We start from the raw sequence: 20,104 nt of genomic DNA, 5'->3' as shown, positions 1-20,104 counted from the left end.
GTACACTTTGGCCCTCCAGGCCTACCAGGACGACGGAATTGACAATGGCTAGCATGACTGACCCCCCCGGTGGTTTTCTACCCAACTTTTGCTATTCGCCGAAAGACACGGGAGTTCCTGCTAAGGCGGTGAAAAAAGAAAAGACCCCATTTAGAGGCCTAAATTATTTACTCTTGGGCTTGTTGGTCAGCCTGAGATCGCTCTGCAGAGAAGTCTTGTTGTTAGCAAACGAACCGGCAAAATTAGTTATAGAAGTTAATATCATACCATCATGATAAAATAAGTTAACTGTAAGGCTGCAGGGGGCTACTTTTTTTAGCCCACTCATAGCGCAGGGCTTCGATGGGGTTGGCAGTGGCGGCCTTGCGGGCCAGGTAGTAGCCAAAGAATATCCCCACCAGGACCGCAAAGCCCATGGCCAGCAGGATAGAGGCCGGGGCGATGACTGCCGGCCAGGCGGGAAACCAGGCGGTTGCTGGTAAGGCCGGCGAGCATCCCGATCACGCCGCCGGCCAGGTTCAGGACCAGGTTATAGGTTAAGCCACAAGCATATATCCCGAAGAGCCCTTGATTTACGTCTTCACCAACCGCCAGAAAACCAGGCCGCCGATAATTAAATTTATGTAAAACGTTAAAAAGCGCCACCAGGCCACCAGGATGCCGGCGTACCCAGGTACTACGGCATGGGCAAACAAAGCCCTGTAGCCCATCTCGGCTATACCGCTGCCACCGGGCAAGGGCAAACAGGAAAGCAGGAAATATAAAATCATTTGCCGCCCTACCATTACCGTCCAGGAGATGGTGGCCCCCAGGTCCAGGGCCAGGAGCCAGCCAATGGTAAAAAATCCGGCCCAGTAGAGCATGGTTAGTAGACTCAAAGCAATCAGGGCCAGGGGCTCCCTGGCAACAAGTAACCGGCTCCAGGCGTTACGGAAAGAAACGGCTGTGTCATAAAAAGGCTGGCCCCAACGCTCCGGTAGGAGGGGTTTAAGCAGAAAAGCAATTCTCTGGATTTGCAGGGACATAAAGATAAAACCCAGCCCCAGTAAAGATACACTTATCACCCCGGTTAGAGTTAATTTGACCACCAGGGGTGATAAACCCAATTCTTTACGCAAGAGGAAAAGCACCAGGGGATTGACGATGGCGAAAAAAAGCATGCTTAACAGCATCCTGGCCGTAGCCACAGCCATGGCAGCTTCCAATTTTACCCCCTGGCGGAAGAAAAAATAAACCAGGGCCGGTGTAGCCCCCATCCCTGCCGGGGTTACCGCCCCGGCAAAAGCAAAGGCCAGGTTAACCTGTAGGACTTTAAAGAACGACAGCCTGGTGCCGGCCAACCTTAATAGAACCTGCATCCTTAAGGTTTCTATCAGCCACAGGCTGGCGGTCAACAGGCAGGCCCCAATGACTAGGGGGAGATCCATGAGTTGCCAGCCCTGGATGAGGCGTGTCAGGTTAAAATCGCCCGCCAGGTTGAGGCCCAGCCAGCTCAATAATAATACCAGCAAAAGGCCCAGCAAATATTTAGAATATCCCTCTTTAAATTCAACTATTTTACCGGCAGCCATATTCCCACCTCAAGTCTACCGATAAGTGTGTAATTCGGAAAGCGGTCTGCCGCCGGTGCCAATGTTATCCGGGGAAATTTCCTGGATGAGGACACCTGCCCTTCAATTTATACCACATCCGTTATAATAAAATGTAAACACACCCTGGATGAAGTTGCCGAGGCTATTTATTACCGGCTGGCTGCAATTGACCTTGACACTTCTTCGCAAAAGGCGATCGTATCCTTGTTGTGGAGATCAAAGGGAAATCATCTCCTCCCGGACGAGGGAAACGGACCCTGGCCGCCCTGACGACGATTATAACCCCGGCTGGCCTTCGCTTTAATTGGCTAAAGTTGCGCGTAGAAGAGGGTATATTCTTTACCGGGCGTTTTACCGTAACGCAAGAGGTAACGCCCCTCTGCGCTGTAAGAGGCAACGTATATTGCCAGGCGCTGGCAGTAGACGAGGAGGCAGGGGTGCAAATTTTGCTAATCCCTCCTCACTATGGCGGCTCACCTACTTCTCCTCACCCCGCTGTAGCAGCCGGTCTACCTTTTCTTCCAGCCGCAACAGGTCGTCCCGGGAGGGCAGGTTTAATTCACCCAGCACTCGCTCCATTTCCTGGCGGATGACTTTTTGTACCTCTTCCCGCTCTTTTTTACCCCGTTCCAGCAGGTCATTTACCAGTTCCCTGGCCTCTTCCCGGCCCATTTCCCCTTTTTTCACCAGTTCGTCCACCAATTTTTCCGCCGCTTCCCTGGTTAAGGCTATGGCTCCCCAACCCAGGGCAAAGGCCTTGCGTACCAATTCTTTCATGTATTACTCCTCCTCAATTTTTTGTAATGCTAATATCTGTCAAATCTCTCATTAGTTAACCCCAGTATCGCCAATATCCCCTATATCCCCAAATATCTTGCCAAGAGAATTATGTTGCTTTTTCCAACCCCTTCTCCAGGAAGTCCATCAGGAGTGCTTGTTCAGATTTATTGAGTTCAGCCAGGTTGATCTGAAATCTGCCCATATAGCTGACAATCTGGGATAGCAGTGGAAATTGGGTGGCTGTTTTCATCATACTGCCCAAGACGGCGCCGGCAAATATGGCCAGTCCTATTTCCTCCTTGACCGCATTCATCACCACGTTTTTGATAAGCGAGATGCTTTTTTCACTCAGGGTTTGCAATAGTACGATCAAGAGAGTAATCATATACGCACTGAAAATCAAAGGGCGTTCCAGGCCGGGCAGTTCCGCCATCAGTTGTTCGATCAATTCCCTGGGATTGTTCTTTTTCAGTTCTTCGCACAGGGACAACAACCGTTCTTTAACTTGCCGCCATTCCTTAACAGGAACCTTCTCCTCCAGGGTTTTCCCTGACAGCACCGCCTCAGCCAGGCGGGTAGGCGCGAACAGCACCATCGCCCGGCCGGGAAACTTTTCTCCCTGGTTCACTTCGTACTGGCTGGCCAAAAAACCTTCCTTTTCCAATGTTTTCAGCATCTCGTAAGCGCTCCACTTGCTGACTCCCAGCAGTTCGGCCACCCGCGCGTAATGCACCGGCAAGTTGGTAGCTTCGTAAAGCTGTTTAATCTTTTGCAGGAAGTCCAGGCGCCGCCGGGTGATGCGCATTATATTTTCCTCCCCCAGGTTAGTTATTGCTCTCAATTAATATTATCACCCCCCTGTGCCGGCCCCGTCAAGGGCGGTATCATTTTAACGAAACAAAGCTTGTTTTCAGTTCAGGATACGGTCTTCGAGGCTTGCCGGGACCGTAGCTGCGCTACCGCCTCCGCCCAGGCCGCCGCCCGCCGGTCCAAGAATTCGCCTACTTCCCCTTTCAGCACGTCGCCGGCGCCGTCGTGGGTGGGCCTGGCCCCGCTTTCCGCCACGATATCCCGGAGGGCGGCAGGCACGTCGATAATGGGACAGGGCCGCAGGTGGTCGCCGCAGAAAGGCTGCCTTTTTTGGAAGGCGGTAAACAACGGTGAGCGCAAAATCTCCTTTAGACTGTGATCTTTGATGTTGTGCGTGGAGAAGTGGACAAAAGCACACGGCTCCACCGCGCCGCTGGCGGTAACGTGGAAGTACCGCCGCCCGCCGGCAATGCACCCCTGGGTAAATTCCCCGTCGTTCCAGAAGTCGGCCAGCACAAGGGGCTTGTTCCTGCGGATGGCGGGTACGCGCGTGGCCATGTAGGATCGCTGCTCCGGCGCCAGCATCAGGTCCGGGTTAGGGTTGCGGCCGATGGGGATATAGTGGAAGATCCAGCCATACCTGGCCCCTTTCTCCACCAGGAAGTCCACAAATGCGTCGGATGTTATTTCTTCCACGTTCTCCCGGGTGGCGGTAAGGGACACGCCGAAGACCGCTCCCCGCTCCCGCAGCCGGTCCATGGCGGCGGTCACTTTTTTAAATACCCCCGGCCCCCGCCGGCGGTCGGTCCTGTCCTCCCAACCTTCCAGGCTGAAGGCCGGGGACAGGTTGCCCACCGCCACGATCTGGTCCGCTACCCGGTCATCAATCCTGGTACCGTTGGTATACAGCATGAAAGCCATGTCGCTATGCTTGGCGGCCAGGTCGAACAAGCGCGGGTACATGAAGGGTTCGCCGCCGGACATCACCATCCAATAAATCCCCAGTTCCTTGGCCTCGCTGCAGAGGCGGTCCAGGCGCTCGTAATCAAGCTCGTCGTGGTGGGCGTAAGCGCCGGCCCAGCACCCCTCGCACCGCAGGTTGCAGGCGCTGGTGGGATCTACCAGGATAGTATGGGGTACGTTGAATCCCATAGTTTGTGACAAATGTAACTGCCTGGGCACGCCCATTAGCATTGAATTGATAAAAAAGTTATATAATAACCGTTGCAATACGTTGGGATGGGTATCCTTCAATATCCCCTCCGTCAGTTGTCGTACTGCCGGGTTATCAATAATCGCCTTTTCTAAGGCAGCCACATTTTGCTTATGTTCCTCCCGCCGGGCTATAAGTTTACCAAGGCTGAGCAGTTGCTCAAGGTGATGGACCGGGTCCCTGCTCAGATAGCTTAACAACTCCCTTAATACTTTCTCACCTACGTACCGCTTGGCAAATTCCAGGTTAGCTCCCCATTTTTTCATCACGGAGTTCCTCCTCTACGCTTTTTTAGTGGACACCAAACTTTCTAGATATATATTCCATTCAAACCATTTCCCGCCTACCTCCTCTGTTTGTATTTTGGTCCAGTACGGCGGCGCCGGTACCGGCTATCATTACTGAAATATCGCTCCCAGGCTTCATTGCTCTCCTCCCGTTACCTTTTTTGTCCATCCAGTTTGATGGCCGGTCCCCTCAGCAAAGTCCCCTGTTTCCAGCAAGATGTTGACCTGATCGACCACCTGCCTTCCAACAGCTTCCCCTGCCTGGATACACTCCCTGACCCGGTGAAACTCGTACCACCTTACATTTTCCACTGCCGGCTTCAACAGCCAGTAATGCACGGAGGGCGTCCCTGGCGAGGAAACCTTCAGGTAACGGTCGTACAGTTCCAGTGAACGGCCAACAATGTTGATACTCTCGGGCAATCCCGGCTTCAGGAAGTGTAAGAAACCCGGTACCCCCGCCAGGCAATAAGTTTGCCTGAAAGGTATCTCCTTTAACCACTTCCATGCCTGCACCAGGACATCAGTCCGGTCCACCGGCGAGCATACATCAACAGCTACCACCACCTCTGCCCCCGCATCCGCAGCTACTCTCACAGGCACTGGTGTGGTTATAGACCCATCAACCAGCAAGCGATTCCCTGACTCGACCGGGCAAAAGACGCCCGGCACTGCGGTGCTGGCCCGCAAAGCCCGGGCCACCGGCCCGGAGTTAAGGCGCACTTCTTCTCCTGTAGTTATGTCGGTGGCCACGACGACTAAAGTTTTTTCGAGTTGATTAAAGTCCCTCCCCCGGGTTAAGGTTTCAAAGTACCTTTCCAACCGTTTGCCGGCAATCACGCCCTGGCGGGGTAGCGTCGGGTCTGCCAGGCCAAACAACTGTCGCCAGCGCATCTGCAGAGCCATATCCACCAATTCTTCGATCTGGTACCCGGAGGCATAGGCGGCACCAACTACCGCCCCCATACTGGTCCCAGCGATAACGTCAATAGGAATGTTTGCTTCCTGTAGAGCCTTGAGAACCCCTAAGTGGGCATAGCCCCTGGCACCACCGCCCCCCAGGGCCAAGCCTAATCGCGGCCTTCCTCTAGTATGCTGCCTTGCTTCCATTCTCACCGACCTCCGGCGATAGACTAATTCTCATTCAACATTTGCTCCATATGGCTGACCAGTCTCATGTTCAAAGCCGTCATCGTTTCCTGCCCCGGTCGCCGCACTTTTTCCAGTGTCCACGGAGCCCCGATTTGCATGTAGATCTTACCGCGGCGCGGGAAGAAGGCGCCTAAAGGCAGTACTGATTCAGTCCCCTTAATCGCTGCCGGTACCACCGGGGCACCTGTCTTCAGGGCCAAATACGTCCATCCCGTTTGGAATGGACCAAGCTTATTCCCTACACCAACCTGGCCCTCAGGAAAAAGGGCCAGTGTACCCCCCTTCTGCAATACCCGTAAGGCGGCCCTCATTCCCGCCAGCTCACTCCCCTCGTTTTGCACCGGAATGGCTCCCATAGCGCGTAAAAACGCTCCCACTACCGGCAACCTGAACAGGTAGGCTGCTGACAGAAACGTAATCCGACGCGGCCAAAAAGCCGCCAAAAGGAAGCCGTCCAGGAGGCTGGTGTGGTTGGCCACCACAATCACCGGGCCTGTGCGGGGGATATTTTCTTGCCCGGTAATGACAGGTTTCCCCAAAAGCCACAAAAAATACTTAGCAATTAACTTGTTCAATTTATAGAGCATCCGGTCACTTCCTACCTTATAATAAGGTTACCGGGATAGTTGGCATAAGAAGTTGGCGATGGGCGATAAGATAAACCCCAAATTCCCCAAATTACCCGTTTGCTTAATTATATTATGCCCGCGGAATGATGTCAAGGATGGTAACCTTTTTTACCAGAAGAGAGTTTAAAAAGGTGGGATACGGCGGATATAATTTGAGGCAGTCCTAATGTCCGAGATAGCCTACGCAGGAATACGCTTAAGCTAAGCTGGAACTGGGATTTGGGCGGCCCTCCTGGGTCCGAAGGGACCCAGAGGTTTTGCTGGGGAGATGGTGGCCAGGGAACAGCCCCTGTCACCATATCATCGTTGTCTGCCTCGAAGCCTCTACTTTTCAAGTAAACTTTTTGTGTATACAATTTGACCAACACTCTCACAAAGAGGCAAACCGTTACTGATGTCCACCTCTACCCTGACCCTGTGCCCCTCCAGGCCTACGAGGACAACAGAATTAATAATGGCTAGCATACTGAACCCCCTGGTGGTTTTTTGACCCACATTTGCTATTCGCCGAAAGACACGGGAGTTCCTGCTAGCGGGAGGGATAAAAAATAATGGTAATAACCTCGTTCTATTGGGGTAGCTTTTATAAGGTTAAGAGATAGCATTTAAATAAGCGGAAACTTCGTCAATTAATGCCCTTACTGCATCTTTCGCTTCCGTAACCTCTTGAAGAGTAAAACTTTTGAAGTCATCATAATCAGCCTCTGAGCGCATCGTAAACACCGTTGATAGGGTTTTACTGGCCTTTTTGCTTATTACTCCCGGCTCATGGCTTTTTCAAACCGCCACCGACATAAATCCATACTCATAACGGGATGCCTTCTTTTTGGATGGATTTATAAAAGTAAGTTTCCTGGAATAGAGGCCTGGAAAAACGTTCTGCTGAAATAATTACTGGTGATATTACCACGTCATATTTTAAATTAATATCTACCGCTGTCTCTATGATTGTATCCCTGGTAATTTTATTCTCGTCCTGGATAATTACAAGAATATCAATATCGGATTCGGGCGTAAAAGTACCTCGCGCTACTGAACCAAATAAGCGAGTATCTAAAAGTTTTGGCCCTAGCTGTTTTTTCAAGAGAGTGGAGAATTCTTTTATAGCCTTATTCATGGGTTCAGGTATTCTTTTCTTCATGGTACTACCTCTTAATTCAATCTCACTTTCTTATACAGCTTTTTCCATACGAAGTTATAGTACCTCAAGGTGTCAGGAAAATCAACCTTGCTTCACCAGGCAAGGTATTTAGTTTAACTACAACCTTACAGCGCCATATGCAATAGAAGAATCTGAATTGGATTTTTCCACGGACTCACCTAAAAAGCAGGTACTCCCTGTCAAATGTCGAATATATCCCGAAAAAAGCGGCATGAGAGCAAATTGAAGTGGCGTAATATTATGGATGGTCTTCCGTTATCCCCTTTCTGGCTTTAAAGCCGGCACCCTGAGGTCTAATACCCGGCTATTTAAATTGCACTTAACCGGTTAAGACGAACATCACCGTACCATCGCCGTACCCACTCCGTTTAATGAACACAGCAACCATAAAGCTGTATTAAAGTACCTGCCCTATTTTCCCGGCCGCCTTCTCCGCAGCAGCCATTTGCTGCTCGCCATTCTCTTGTAACTCAGGAAATCAACAGCTGAACTTTAGCCTGGACTTCTGCTACCACCCCTGCCGGGACTTTGCAGGCAAATTGCGCCTCCCTTGCCCGCCAGTCCAGGCTTTTTACCTGGTCTGCCAGGATTACTCCAGTAATCTTTAAACCAGCCGGTATCTCTACTTCAAAGGGATAACCCTTCGCCTTTGTAGTAACTGGGCAAAAAAGGGCCAGCCCCACTTTGCCGTTATAAAGTTGCGGTGAAATTACCAACGCCGGCCGCCTGCCAGCTTGCTCATGTCCTGCCCGGGGATCAAACTGGAGCCAGACTATATCACCACGTTCGGGAATATAGGTTTCCATCTCGTTTACCATATTTCCCGCCCAACCTGAGGCCCGGTATCTATTTCACTATGAATATTTTCAGGTTTAATCCGGGCTAGCATTTGTTCCAGGCTGTAATGTTTGCGGCGGATAATTATCGCGTCCTCATCTACCTGCAAATCAACCGGTGTGCCTTCTCTAAGGCCGATTTTTTGGGCCAGTGACAAAGGGATGCGTATCCCTAAACTATTGCCCCACTTTTGCACATGAGGTTGCATAACGATTTTCACTCCTTCTTTGTTTATACATAGTATATACTTTTAATGTCATGGATACAAGTAAAAAATAAGGGGGATGCAAATATTAGCGTCACGCCTCCTACCTATTTTTTAGACTTTTCATCTGTACAATTTAACCAACACTCTCACAAACAGGCTGACGGGGGTGGGTGTCCTCTATGCGCGGAGCTAACGCTTTGTATGAAGGCCACCGGCTGATGCTGCCGGGGCTTAAAGACCGGGCCTCGGCCACCTGCATGGGTTGCCGCTATTATGCCTTGATCCTGGGCCGGGAGGAAAATAAACCGGCCTGCCTGGCCACCCTGGACCTCTATCTTACCGGGGAACGCCGGGTGCCGGTGGAACTCCAGGCCCCGGACTTTATCTGGCTGGCTGGCAAAGAGGCCCTGGTCAAAGCTGTGGCGAAGGTCCGGCCGGAAAGACAGGCCTGCGGCTTCTACTGCCCCAGGGGTTAGCCTGCCAGCATACAGGCAAAAGTGGACTGCATTCTGGATGCCAATAACCCCCAGGAGGTGGAACAGATGATTAGCAATCTGGAAATAGCTTTGGATTAAATGAAACAGCTGAGTTTTGGAAGGGAGACGGGTTCTGCTTCCCGGGCAGAGGGCTCTAAAGGCTACACCGGAATGAAACTTAGAAAATACTTTCTACCCGGACTTCCAATCCAGCTATCACCAGTGACTTGACTGCCCCCTGTTGCTCCACTTCCTGGTCCAGGGTAAATTTGCCTTCCTGCAAGCAAAAAACCTGTACCGATTTTTGCTGGGGATCGACTATCCAGTATTCCCTGACGCCACTCTTTTCGTAAACCTTATACTTGCTGCGCAGGTCGTAATAACCGGTACCGGGGGAGAGAATCTCCACCACCAGGTCCGGGGCGCCTTTAATCCGCTTCTCTTCGATAATTGCCAGCCTTGCATTGGAAATAAAAATGATGTCCGGCTGGTAGGTTTCTTCTTCGTCCAGGTAGACATCAACCGGGGCGTATAAAACAATACCCAGCCCTTTCTCCAGGACAAAGCCCGCCATCTGTAACCCAACTTTGACACCGCCCCTTAAAAATCAAGGGGTCCATAGGGACAATTGTCACTACAACCCCTTTCTGGGGCTCTTAGTGGCTACCTGAAGGTTAAAATTTTAGGTGGAAGTGGAAGGCCCAAAATTTTTAACAATTCACTCTGGCTTTGTCCGGGCTGGGTGATACTATAAATCCGCTTATCAAGAAACTGCTGGTCAACAGCCTTTATCTCTTCTAATAATTCCAGGATACGGCGGCCGCTTTTATGGGCAACCTTCCAGCGGCGTAACTCTCTTTCTTGACTTTCAGGATCAGGGATTTGTTTCGCCTTAAAAATCTCATCTTCAATATATCGGCGATGTATCACCTCCAGCCATTTTTCAAAGAGATAAGCCAGCACACATATAAAGATGTGTCCCTTAACCCGACTTTCGTTGTAGTGGTAGATAGGCCTCAAGCGAATGAAGTCCTTGATATGGCGAAAGGCGGTTTCTACCTGGAGCAGGTTTTTATAGGCGGCAATTACCTCCTCAGCTGGCAGGTCAGCATTAGTCTGGATTAAAAATTTGCCGTCCCGCAAAGCCTCTTTAGCCAGAGCCGGCTCATTAATTTCAAAGTTGAAAGACTTGCCGTCATAAGTAATATCAAAAATTGGAGCAAGGCCCTTCTTGTTAAGGATAGCAGCTGCTTTAAGCATGACTCCTTTTGTGGTAGGCTTGCGCCCCCGCCGCGGGGTTTCCCGGGCCAGCCTGTCTTTCAGCTCTTGCAATTTTATCCTGGCTTCTTCTATCGCTTTGACCCGAAATTCATAATCCTCTTGGGCTTTGAGAGGATTGTGGCAAAGGATATAGCGAACCGGAGGCTCGAAGTTTTCCTTTTCTTCCTCTTCTCCCTCTACCAAGTTTTCTTTAGGGGGAGCCTGTACCTGCTCTGGTGGTACTTCCACATAAAAGAGGGGGTTATCGCCGTCTATTAGCTGGTATTCTTCGAGGTTTTGGTACCTGGCCAGTAGTTCATCGCTCACTTCCCGGCCGCGTTTATGAAAGCCCAGGATATAACGGAAGTTAGCCTCCTTGAGTTCTTCTAAATTATGACTGGTCAGCATACCCCGGTCGCCCACGAAAATACAGCTCTTGATGGCAAACTTTTGCTTAAGTTGTTCGATGGCGCCAGCCACGGTTACTTTATCAGGTATATTACCTTCAAATACCTGGTGGGCAATAGGCATGCCTTCCGGAGTCACCAGGAGGCCAATATTAATTTGCCGGCAGTCCGGCCGGTGGTCGCGGGAATAACCGAACCTGGCCAGGGGGCAATGGGTACCTTCAAAGTAGCTGCTGGTCAAGTCGTAAAACACCAGGTTAAGCTGATAACTCAAGAGATCCGTAAGCCGGTTGTACAAGTGGCGTTCCAGATAATCCTTCATTTCTTCCAGGACGTCAAGAGTACGGTAAAAATGATGCAACTCAGGCTGTTTCTCTTCCAGTTCCGGCAGGTAAATTTGCCTTAACCATTGGGATACTCCAAGCTTGCTTTTAGGAGCGATGAGGCGGTTTAAAATCATAATCTTGGTGCATAAGGCCACATCCATCTCTACTTGACGATTTTGGAGATAGTTTTTAAAGAAGGCGTCCAGGTCCAGTCGCTCCCAGAAAAAATTCACCACATAGGGGATACCATAATGCTTGGTGCCGAAGGTCTGGAGGTCCTTAACAGTGCCCAGCTCATCTTCCTTAAGGAATTCCCGCAGTTTATTAATAAGCCGCTGTATCTCTTCCTGGGAATACTGGTCGATGTTGCCTAAATGCCCAACCTGGCGCTGTTTTACCTTGCCTTTTTCCCGGTAGGATTCTACCAGGACCAGATAATGGTAGGTATGGCCGCCGCGCCTGGTAGTGATAATACGGGGGAACAAAGGGGCATCACCTCGGTTATCGTCATTACTATTATACCAAGAGATGCCCGGCGTGAAAATACTCTAAGGCAGATTTGTTTTCACTACGTTTTGCCGACTTCGGTAGAGAAAGATCGTTGATATTACTAGTCTTGGTGGTCTTTAAGCCCTTGAAATAGAAGTTTTAGTGTCAAAGTTGGGCTGTAATTCCAATTTCATGGATACCATCTGGTGATAGGGTGTAGGCGACGGTGTCATTACCAGTTCCCCCCCGATCAGCTGATAGGGCGACCCTTCCGGCAGGCGGCAATAATCCTCATAAGTGTACCGTACCCGGCCTGCTGCCAGTTCCGCCGGGGCAATGCTCATTTCCCTGCACCTCCATTCCTCTGGTATCGATTTTACTTCTGGTAGCTTTTTCTTTATTTTAACCTGAGGGTTGCCGCTTGAGCAAGGGTGTAATACTTGGAGCCGCCATAATGAAGTTACTGCTAAAAAGAGGATATTATTCCAGTCCTATAGCCATCAAAGCCCCTGCCTCGCCCACCGCTGATGTGGGGGCGACTAATCCAGGTAATGTACGAGGGTATCATAAGGGGTGAGTTCCTCTCGGGAAATGGGAGAAACCTCAAAGAAAAAACGCCAGGACGATGAAAAAAATCCTGGCGTTAAAATGATTTTTTCTACCAGATGTTATAATTTACTGTGGCTTACTCCGGTACTTCCGGGATATACCCCTGTTTCATCAGCAAGCGGGTCATTTCCTGGGCATCCTGGATTATATTTGACGCCAGGTCGTAGAGTTCTTCATAACTACGGTTTATCCTGGCTACTCCCTGTTCTACGGCTTTAGCCCCCACGGCGGCCGCTTCCCGGGGATAGACCTCCCACTCGTCCATGGTGGGCAGGAGGTAGTCGTCGGCCAGCAGGCCTTTATCCTCGGCGTATTTAGCCAGTTCATAGGCGGCAGCAATGCACATCTCATCGGTAATAGTTTTCGCCCTGACATCAAGGGCACCGCGGAAGATGGCGGGGAACCCCAATGAATTATTCACCTGGTTGGGGAAGTCGGAACGGCCGGTGGCTACAATCCTGGCACCGGCTTCTTTAGCTTCCCAGGGCCAGATTTCGGGGATGGGGTTGGCGCAGGCAAAGACAATGGCTTCCTCAGCCATGGATTTAATCCATTCTTTCTTGATGACGTCGGGGCCGGGCTGGGAGAGGGCGATAACTGCATCTGTACCCCGCATGGCTTCCGCAATACCCCCTTCCCGGCCTTCGGCATTGGTTAAGAGGCACATTTCCCATTTTTCTTGATGAGTTTCTTTAAGCTCGGTACGCGAGGGATTGAGAATCCCCTTGCTGTCGGTCATGTAAATGTTACCCGGGGTAACGCCGGCTTTGATAAGCACGTGGGCAATGCGGATATTGGCCGCCCCTGAGCCAATCATGGCTATCTTGACTTCCTTCATCTTCTTGCCTACCAGTTTGAGGGCGTTAATCAGGCCGGCCAGGGTGACGGCTGCCGTCCCCTGCTGGTCGTCGTGCCAGACAGGAATCTCCATTTCCTGGCGCAGGCGGTCGAGGATACCAAAACATTTTGGCTGGGCAATGTCCTCCAGGTTAATGCCGCCGAAGGAAGGCTGGAGGTATTTTACCGTTTGAATAATCGCTTCCGGGTCTTTGGTATCCAGGCAAATAGGCACGGCATCTACGCCACCCAGGTACTTGAATATCAGAGCCTTGCCTTCCATAACCGGCATGGCTGCCTCGGGGCCGATGTCTCCCAGGCCCAGGACCCTGGTGCCATCGGAAACAACGGCCACCGTATTCCATTTGCTGGTATACTCGTAAACAAGTTCCTTGTTTTTATTTATGGCTTTGCAGGGTTCGGCTACCCCGGGGGTGTACCAGATGGCGAAATCATCCAGGTTACGTATGGCACAGCGGGGCAGGGTCTGCATTTTACCACGGTAAAAGGGGTGGAGTTTCATGGCGTCCTGCGCTGGTTTTTGCGCCTTGGCCAGTAGTTCTTCTTTAGTCAGCACTTTGTCGTATTCCTCCTTTATGATGTTATTTATTGATGTTATTTGCAGGCATATCTGGCTATGGCTTCTTCATAGAGATCGGCACCGTAGCAATCATTGATGACGGTTGCCGGGAAGTTATCCACCTCCAGGGCCAGGATGGCTTCGGGCCCCAGCTCGGGGTAGGCTACTACCTCAGCCCTCTTGATACTTCTGGCAATCAGGGCCCCGGCTCCACCTACAGCGGCCAGGTAAACGGCCTTATGGTCGACGATGGCTTTTTTGACTTCCGGCGAGCGCGAACCCTTGCCAATCATTCCTTTAAGGCCAGCTTCGCCTATCAGGCGGGGCGTATAGGGGTCCATGCGGCCGCTGGTGGTGGGCCCGGCGGAGCCAATGGCCTGGCCTGGTTTGGCCGGCGCCGGGCCGACGTAGTAAATAACCTGCCCCTTAAGGTCCACGGGCAGCGCGGCGCCCTGATCGAGGAGGGCGATTAACCGCTTGTGGGCCGTGTCCCTGGCGGCGTAAATAACCCCGCTGAGGAATACCTGGTCGCCGGCCCGCAGGTCGCTGACCTCAGCATCGGTCAAGGGGGTACGGATATACTTAGTAGCCATTTTTTCACCTCCTACAGGGTAACGCTTTTGTGGCGGGCGGCATGGCACTGGATGTTAACGGCCACGGGGAAGCTGGCAATGTGCCGGGCATAAATCTCTATATGGACCGCCAGGGCGGTTACCCGGCCGCCGAAGCCCTGGGGCCCTATCCCCAGGCAATTGATGGCCTCCAGGATCTCTTTTTCCAGGGCAGCTATTTCCTCACGGGGATGAGGCTGGCCCAGGGGCCGCAGGAGGGCTTCCTTGGCCAGCAGGGCGCATTTTTCAAAGTTGCCGCCAATACCTACTCCTACGACAATCGGGGGGCAGGGATTGGGCCCGGCCTTTTTTACGGTCTCGACAACAAACTTTTTTACCCCCTCGTACCCGGCAGCCGGGGTAAGCATACCCACGGCGCTCATATTCTCGCTGCCGCCCCCTTTAGGGGCGACGGTTATAGTCAGGTGGTCGCCGGGTACGATCCTGGTGTGGATTATTGCCGGCGTGTTATCGCCACTGTTCTTGCCGTCTACCGGCGGGTAAACCATGGATTTGCGCAGGTAGCCGCCGGTATACCCCCGGGCGACCCCGGCATTAATGGCGTCGTAAAGATAGCCGCCTTCAATCCGGACATCCTGGCCCAGTTCCAGGAAGATTACGGCTACCCCGGTATCCTGGCAGATGGGCACTTCCTCGGTAGCGGCGATGGTGGCATTGTCCAGGAGTTGTTTTAAGACTTCCCGACCCGGGGGTGAGACCTCCCTCGCCAGGGCCTTTTCCAGGGACTGGCGCACGTCTTCGCCCAGGTAATAATTGGCCTCCCGGCAGAGCTGCTCCACGGCTGCGGTTATCTGGCTGCAAGTGATGGTTCTGGCCATGGCATTCAATCCTTTCTCCTGGTTTAAAGGTATTCTGGCGGCAGTTCCCGGCCACAGGCTGGGCAAACGGGAGGATCGCCTGTATAACCCATAAAAGCTTCCTTGCAGTAAGGGCAGACTTTGCGCGGCACCTCCCCGCCGCAAATGAGATTAGGTATATACCGGGTCAAACTTTAGACGAGCGTACTTCCGTCAGAGCAATTTTTACTACCGCCTGGGGCCGGGGCAGGCCCTTTTTTTCCACCTGGGCGGCCATTTCGTCGTAGAGCTGGCCTGCTGTGACAATTTCAGCCAGGCCGCTGCACCTGACCATGGCTCGCTCCTGGCGGTTGACGGCCACCACACAGACATAGGGATTGGCAAGCAGGTTCTGGTAGGTCAGCTGGCCGTAAATTTCAGCGTAGGCAAGGTTTTTTTCGTCCAGCACTCTAAAGGTGCCTTTAGGGGCCACGTTGGGGTGGCAGTCCTTATTGACGGTGGCGATCAGGCACAGGTTCTCGCCGATAAATTTTTGCATGGCGGGTGTCAGGGTTGCCAACTTTATCTCCTCCTCTGTTATTTCTAGCCACCAATGGTGACTTCGAGAACAAAATCTTTGAGTATTTTTTTGCTGGAACTCGTTTACCTCCTACCTGAATTTGGTCCTGCCTCATCTTTTATTCCGTTGCAAAAACCGTGCCAGGACAAAATTGCGCTTGACTAGAAACGGTTGTCCCGGCAACCGTTCACAAAAGTTAACGAATTTGTTAAGCAGCCAAACCCTTACCCGCACGCCTTCCGGGCCAAATAAGCCTCCGCTTCTGCCAGGGAGGCAAACCCCATCCGGCGAAAGATAGTAGCAAAGGTCTTCTCAGCTAGATTTTCGTTATTGCCCACCGCCGCCAGTAAATCGGTGTAATAACTCACAAGGGTGGCGTCCGAATAGGTTTCCAGTTCGCTGCGCAGGTAGTTTTTAAAATAGGCCATATCGTCTCCTGTTTCCACCCCTTCCCCGGAAGGCCGGCCAATCACATGGGGATATTTAGCCCTGACCTCTTTTTCCCATTCGATTTCGATGGCCATGATATCGTCAATCAACGGGTTATCATTCAAACACGGGATCAGGTTATCCATGCGGGCGTACTTTTCCGTCATCAGGTTTCTGCCCTCCTGCCGGGCTTCCTGCAGGTCCTGGAGGTAGCACGCCAGGGTTTGCTCCGACCAGTTGGCAAAGGCCGCCCCCCGGACCAGGAGAAAGCTGTCCGTGTTTTCCTGGCAGCGGCTGGGTGCAGCGGTGCGCACCTGCTTAAACATCTCCAGTTCGATCTGTAAAATTTCTTTAATCAATTCCCTTTTTTTCATCCCGTCAGGCCTCCCACCGTCAGGCTGTTATCGGCCGGGGAAAAACCGGCCTGCTTCAGTTTCCGGGCCAATCCCAGCACATCTTCTGGCTGCAGGGATTCCGTGTCCCGGTACTGGTAACTATCCCACCTGTCGAGGAGTCTGTACTTCTTCCCGGCGTAGGAATGGAAGGGAAGGATGTCCACCCCGGCTATCCTGCCTTTGAGGGTACCCAGGTAGGCGGCAAAAGCGTCGTAATCGGCCTCGCTGTCGTTGAATCCCGGTATAACCGGGATGCGCACCCTGATGGTGGCCCCGGCAGCCGCCAGCCTTTCCAGGTTCTGCTGCACCACCGCCAGGCTACCGCGGATGACATCCCGGTACTTGTCGCCGTCCATGGTCTTCAGGTCAATAAGAAAAAGATCGGCATAGGGGCGCAACTCATCCAGGTAGGACCACTGGCAGAAAGCAGCGGTGTCGATGGCCACGTGCAGCAGCTCGTCTTGCAGCCGCCGGGCCAGTTCCAGGGTAAAACGAGGAAAATACAGGGGGTCGCCGCCGCTGATGGTTACCCCGCCGCCGGAACTCAGGAAAAACATTTCATCATCTTTGGCCTCCCTGACGATTTCCTCGATGGTCATGGCCTGGCCGGACCATTCCCTGGCCCCGGCGGGGCAGGCGTCCACGCAGCGGCCGCACCTGGTGCACTGGCCCCGGTCCAGAACGCTGATCGCGCCCTCCAGGCGGGCGGCCCCGGACGGGCAGACCTGCACGCAGGCGCCGCAACCGGTGCACTTTTCCTGGTCATAGTTTATTTCCCGTTCGGGATCCTGGGTTTCCGGGTTATGGCACCAGGGGCACCTGAGGGGACAACCTTTAAGAAAAATGGTCGTCCTGATGCCCGGCCCATCCTGCACAGAATAGCGCTGGATGTTGGTAATGAGCGGTTGCCGGTCCGGCAAGGCTGCCGGTTCAATCGCGGTCAAATTTATCACCTCTTAATGCAGGCGGCCTGCCTGAGTAATCAATTCAGCGAACTTTCGGGGCAGACTTTTAATGTCATCGATAAATCTTACCTGGTCACCGTATTCTCTTTTCAATTCCGCCCGGCTTTCCTTGCTGCACCCCAGTCCCAGGGTTAATAGTCCTAGGCGCTCTTTCCGGCAGTACTCGATGGCATGCCTGACCTCGCTCCCCCAGTTGGAGGCGCCGTCGGTAAGGTGGATGATCAGCGGCCGCCGCGGGCGTTGCCGCTGCTTTAACATCAGCGCCGTGGCGATAATGGCTTCTCCCGAAGCCGTTTTCCCCCGCGGAACGACGGTATAAAGCATACCCTTACGCGATAATTCTGTCAGATAGCAGGTATCAAAGGCTTCGTTATAGGCAAACACCCGCGTCTCCCGGTTCAGTTCCTTCAGCGCCTCATACAGGGCATAAAAAACCCGCTGGGCATTCTTCCACTTGGGGCCAACCATGGAACCGGAAGCATCAACTAAGAGGATGATATCGTAATCCATTTCATAGACCGCTTTCTTATAAAGAAAGACTTCCCCCGTTACCGGCGCCCGGTAGAGGCGGCGGGGGTCGATCTTACCGCTCTTTAAACCGCGGCTGATGACATTCCTTTTCCGGGAACGCAGGCGCAAGCTGGCTTTCAGGTGCAGGTAGAGCTGCCGGTCCAGTTTTTCTTCCAGGGGTAAAATGATTTTACCCGTTTTGATGGTTACTGTCCCCTCGTCGCCCTCGCAAACCCTTCTCACCTCGGCCGTTAAATCCAGGCTCTCGGCCAGGGCCGCTTCAATGGCCCGCAGGGTGGCCTCGGAAATCCTGGCGGCAGGTTCGCGGTACGTATACGGCTCGCCCTCGCCCTCCATCAGGGCCGACTGGCGATCGGCCGGCCAGAATTTTACTATATCGAGGAAGGAAGGCCATATCTCCACATAGAGGTCGGAGCGGTAATGGCAGCGTTCCAGGACGCTGTGCCGGGAGGGACATTCTTTGAGCAGCCGGCCTATAATGGTATTGAGCAGGCGTAACGGTTCCCGGTAAAGGGCTACCTGTTCGGCAGTCGCCTGGTTATAAACCTTTGCCGAAAATTCTTCCTGATACCCGGGACTAACCCTATCGGCGGCCAGGAACCACCAGAGGTGGAGCAATTCTTCCACTGACGGCGGCGGGAGAAAATGCTTTTGCGCCCGGTTAAAATCGTTCCGCCGGGCTACTTCCGCGTACAGGCCCAGGACTGATCTGTTGGCCAGGGTATCCAGGTAGATCCTTTCGGCCATCTCCAGGTACTGCTGAAACTTGTAACGCTGGACCGCTTCTATTTTGCCGGCCTTCTCCCAGGCCAGCTGCTCCGCCTTCTCGCTCCACTCGATGCGCCGGTAGGCCTCCCTTACGGTAACTCCCACCACATAGTCGGTCTTGCTGGCCGGTACGGGGTATTTTCCCCGTACCAGGGAGGGGTCGAGGATGATGGCCGAGGTTTCTTCGGGGGATTTCATGCCTTCCCAGATAATGCTGCCCACGTTCATCCCCAGGTAACCCGTCAGCTTGCGCAGGGCGGCCAGCAAGCGGGCCAGTTCCAGGGACACCACTGTAGATTTATGGCGGCGCCAATATTCCGATATCCCTTCTTCGCCTGGTATATAAAAGCTTTTGATAACCGCGCCGGGAGCGCCCTTCTCCTGTTCCATAAAAGCCCCCCCTTGCTCTCTCCCCGGAGGTTTATAAATCCAGGTCCCCGGTAAAAAGGATATATCTGGTCGTTTTCCTGGCATCCGTCAATCCTTTCTCCAGGTGCAGGGCCAGGAGGATAGATTCCAGGTGTTCCCGGTCAATCTGCATGCTGAAGGTAATCGCTTCCCTGATAGACGCCCCCGCCGCCACCAGCTCGGCGATCATCAGGGAGGTGCGCGTCGAGACATCTAAAGGCGTCTCGGCGTGCCCCCGCATCTTATTAACAATGTTGACGATTTCACGCGCCTGTTCCCGGTCGACGCCGGTTTTCTGGGCCAGGACCTCCGCCTCCACCTCTGCCGGGATGTAATCCATGAGAATGGTATAGAAGCGGTCCCGCAAGGCCGGGTCCAGCATTTCCGTACCCACGAACTCTTCGCCTTCGTTCATGGTGGCGAAAATAACTACCCCCGGGGCTACCTCAATGAGGCCCAGTTCATCTATCCACACCCGCCTGTCTTCCGCCAGCAGGGAAAAGAGCATGTTCAGGGCCTTGGGGTGTTCGGGCCGGTTGATTTCCTCCAGGTGAATGACGCAGCGGGGGGTCTGGACGGCCTGGGGAAACAGGTAGGGGCGGTAGCGCGTCTCGCCGTCTACCAGGGCATGCTCGCCGAAGAGCTGGCCCGGTTCGGAAAGAATGCCGACCTGGAAGGTGGCCAGGGGACGTTGATAAACGGCGGCGAATTGCCGCACCAGGCTTGACTTGCCGCATCCCTGCTTGCCCGTTATGAGAATATTGACGGGGTGCTTGCGGGAAATTGCCTCGAAATGGTGGAGCATGATGCGGGTTTCGGCATCAATATAGAAGAAAGGGTCGGGCTCAGGAATTTTCAAGTTATTGTTGTTCATATCTTACTCCGCCTTTCGCTCTTCAAAACCGCGGCTGGTTCTACGAAAACCGGGAGCAGGCAACCCCGGCCTGGTTTTACCTGCTCCCGGGC

Annotated in this window: 22 protein-coding genes and 1 pseudogene; 2 read left to right on the top strand and 21 right to left on the bottom strand. The window is 52.9% G+C overall.

Annotated features, from left to right (window positions below):
• Positions 1-284 precede the first annotated feature (284 nt).
• Positions 285-416 carry an ABC transporter permease gene (locus tag MGLY_RS17840; RefSeq protein WP_170291075.1) on the bottom strand — a complete coding sequence of 44 codons (132 nt, stop codon included), beginning with the start codon at positions 414-416 and terminating at the stop codon, positions 285-287.
• Between MGLY_RS17840 and MGLY_RS18580 the strand changes: the two genes are divergently transcribed.
• Positions 415-540: a hypothetical protein gene (locus MGLY_RS18580; RefSeq protein ID WP_277997857.1), complete on the top strand. Its 126-nt coding sequence runs from the start codon at positions 415-417 to the stop codon at positions 538-540. The genes MGLY_RS17840 and MGLY_RS18580 overlap by 2 nt on opposite strands.
• Before the next feature lie 32 nt (positions 541-572).
• Here the strand turns inward: MGLY_RS18580 and MGLY_RS12920 are convergent, their stop codons facing one another.
• The 9 genes from MGLY_RS12920 to MGLY_RS12875 all read right to left on the bottom strand — a co-directional run bounded on the left by MGLY_RS12920 (position 573) and on the right by MGLY_RS12875 (position 8,670).
• A complete protein-coding gene (locus MGLY_RS12920; RefSeq protein WP_156274460.1) occupies positions 573-1,571 on the bottom strand; it encodes a lysylphosphatidylglycerol synthase transmembrane domain-containing protein in 999 nt (332 codons plus the stop codon).
• Between the two features lie 498 nt (positions 1,572-2,069).
• Entirely contained in the window at positions 2,070-2,369 is a 300-nt protein-coding gene (locus MGLY_RS12915; protein ID WP_156274458.1) for a phasin family protein, read from the bottom strand.
• A 109-nt stretch (positions 2,370-2,478) separates the two neighbouring features.
• Positions 2,479-3,177 (bottom strand): helix-turn-helix domain-containing protein, encoded by a 699-nt coding sequence (locus MGLY_RS12910; protein WP_156274456.1) that lies wholly within the window; start codon positions 3,175-3,177, stop codon positions 2,479-2,481.
• A gap of 110 nt (positions 3,178-3,287) precedes the next feature.
• Positions 3,288-4,661 carry a radical SAM/SPASM domain-containing protein gene (locus tag MGLY_RS12905; RefSeq protein WP_156274454.1) on the bottom strand — a complete coding sequence of 458 codons (1,374 nt, stop codon included), beginning with the start codon at positions 4,659-4,661 and terminating at the stop codon, positions 3,288-3,290.
• Positions 4,662-4,817: 156 nt separating this feature from the next.
• On the bottom strand, positions 4,818-5,792 hold the full coding sequence (locus tag MGLY_RS12900; protein WP_156274452.1) for a patatin-like phospholipase family protein: 975 nt from the start codon (positions 5,790-5,792) through the stop codon (positions 4,818-4,820).
• A 23-nt stretch (positions 5,793-5,815) separates the two neighbouring features.
• Positions 5,816-6,421: a lysophospholipid acyltransferase family protein gene (locus MGLY_RS12895; protein WP_156274450.1), complete on the bottom strand. Its 606-nt coding sequence runs from the start codon at positions 6,419-6,421 to the stop codon at positions 5,816-5,818.
• 847 nt (positions 6,422-7,268) lie between these two features.
• Entirely contained in the window at positions 7,269-7,604 is a 336-nt protein-coding gene (locus MGLY_RS12885; protein WP_156274448.1) for a nucleotidyltransferase family protein, read from the bottom strand.
• A 491-nt stretch (positions 7,605-8,095) separates the two neighbouring features.
• Positions 8,096-8,443 (bottom strand): endoribonuclease MazF, encoded by a 348-nt coding sequence (gene mazF, locus MGLY_RS12880; RefSeq protein WP_156274446.1) that lies wholly within the window; start codon positions 8,441-8,443, stop codon positions 8,096-8,098.
• Positions 8,437-8,670: an AbrB/MazE/SpoVT family DNA-binding domain-containing protein gene (locus MGLY_RS12875; RefSeq protein WP_170291227.1), complete on the bottom strand. Its 234-nt coding sequence runs from the start codon at positions 8,668-8,670 to the stop codon at positions 8,437-8,439. The genes mazF and MGLY_RS12875 overlap by 7 nt, the downstream gene beginning before the upstream one ends.
• 179 nt (positions 8,671-8,849) lie before the next feature.
• Here MGLY_RS12875 and MGLY_RS12870 point away from each other — a divergent pair, with 179 nt between their 5' ends.
• The gene (locus MGLY_RS12870) at positions 8,850-9,146 is read left to right on the top strand and encodes a hypothetical protein (protein WP_156274442.1); all 297 of its coding nucleotides are present in this window, start codon (positions 8,850-8,852) and stop codon (positions 9,144-9,146) included.
• A 178-nt stretch (positions 9,147-9,324) separates the two neighbouring features.
• Here MGLY_RS12870 and MGLY_RS12865 read toward each other — a convergent pair whose 3' ends face one another.
• The 11 genes and pseudogenes from MGLY_RS12865 to MGLY_RS12815 form a co-directional block, all read right to left on the bottom strand.
• Positions 9,325-9,720 (bottom strand): Uma2 family endonuclease, encoded by a 396-nt coding sequence (locus tag MGLY_RS12865; protein WP_156274440.1) that lies wholly within the window; start codon positions 9,718-9,720, stop codon positions 9,325-9,327.
• Positions 9,721-9,809: 89 nt separating this feature from the next.
• Positions 9,810-11,624 carry an IS1634 family transposase gene (locus MGLY_RS12860; protein ID WP_156272643.1) on the bottom strand — a complete coding sequence of 605 codons (1,815 nt, stop codon included), beginning with the start codon at positions 11,622-11,624 and terminating at the stop codon, positions 9,810-9,812.
• Between the two features lie 180 nt (positions 11,625-11,804).
• Positions 11,805-11,972, bottom strand: a pseudogene (locus MGLY_RS12855) (Uma2 family endonuclease); the annotation flags it as partial.
• A gap of 341 nt (positions 11,973-12,313) precedes the next feature.
• Positions 12,314-13,651, bottom strand: coding sequence for an NAD(P)-dependent malic enzyme (locus tag MGLY_RS12850; protein ID WP_277997856.1), 1,338 nt, complete (start codon positions 13,649-13,651; stop codon positions 12,314-12,316).
• Between the two features lie 38 nt (positions 13,652-13,689).
• Positions 13,690-14,247, bottom strand: coding sequence for a Fe-S-containing hydro-lyase (locus MGLY_RS12845; RefSeq protein WP_156274438.1), 558 nt, complete (start codon positions 14,245-14,247; stop codon positions 13,690-13,692).
• Between the two features lie 11 nt (positions 14,248-14,258).
• Positions 14,259-15,104 carry a fumarate hydratase gene (locus tag MGLY_RS12840; RefSeq protein ID WP_156276437.1) on the bottom strand — a complete coding sequence of 282 codons (846 nt, stop codon included), beginning with the start codon at positions 15,102-15,104 and terminating at the stop codon, positions 14,259-14,261.
• A 166-nt stretch (positions 15,105-15,270) separates the two neighbouring features.
• Entirely contained in the window at positions 15,271-15,642 is a 372-nt protein-coding gene (locus tag MGLY_RS12835; RefSeq protein WP_156274436.1) for a pyridoxamine 5'-phosphate oxidase family protein, read from the bottom strand.
• Positions 15,643-15,866: 224 nt separating this feature from the next.
• Positions 15,867-16,445, bottom strand: a complete 579-nt coding sequence (locus MGLY_RS12830; protein ID WP_156274434.1) for a DUF4125 family protein — start codon at positions 16,443-16,445, stop codon at positions 15,867-15,869.
• A complete protein-coding gene (locus tag MGLY_RS12825) occupies positions 16,442-17,410 on the bottom strand; it encodes a glycyl-radical enzyme activating protein (RefSeq protein WP_170291074.1) in 969 nt (322 codons plus the stop codon). Before MGLY_RS12825 ends, MGLY_RS12830 begins: the two co-directional genes overlap by 4 nt.
• 12 nt (positions 17,411-17,422) lie before the next feature.
• Positions 17,423-19,120, bottom strand: a complete 1,698-nt coding sequence (locus MGLY_RS12820; RefSeq protein ID WP_156274430.1) for a VWA domain-containing protein — start codon at positions 19,118-19,120, stop codon at positions 17,423-17,425.
• Positions 19,121-19,151: 31 nt separating this feature from the next.
• Complete coding sequence (locus MGLY_RS12815) at positions 19,152-20,012, bottom strand: AAA family ATPase (RefSeq protein WP_156274428.1); 861 nt, start codon at positions 20,010-20,012, stop codon at positions 19,152-19,154.
• Positions 20,013-20,104 lie beyond the last annotated feature (92 nt).

The sequence above is a fragment of the Moorella glycerini genome (assembly GCF_009735625.1).
GTDB classification, from domain to species: Bacteria; Bacillota; DSM-521; order Neomoorellales; family Neomoorellaceae; genus Neomoorella; species Neomoorella glycerini.
Note: the sequence above shows the minus strand (reverse complement) of the source record. Positions and strands in the feature narration are given on the sequence as shown.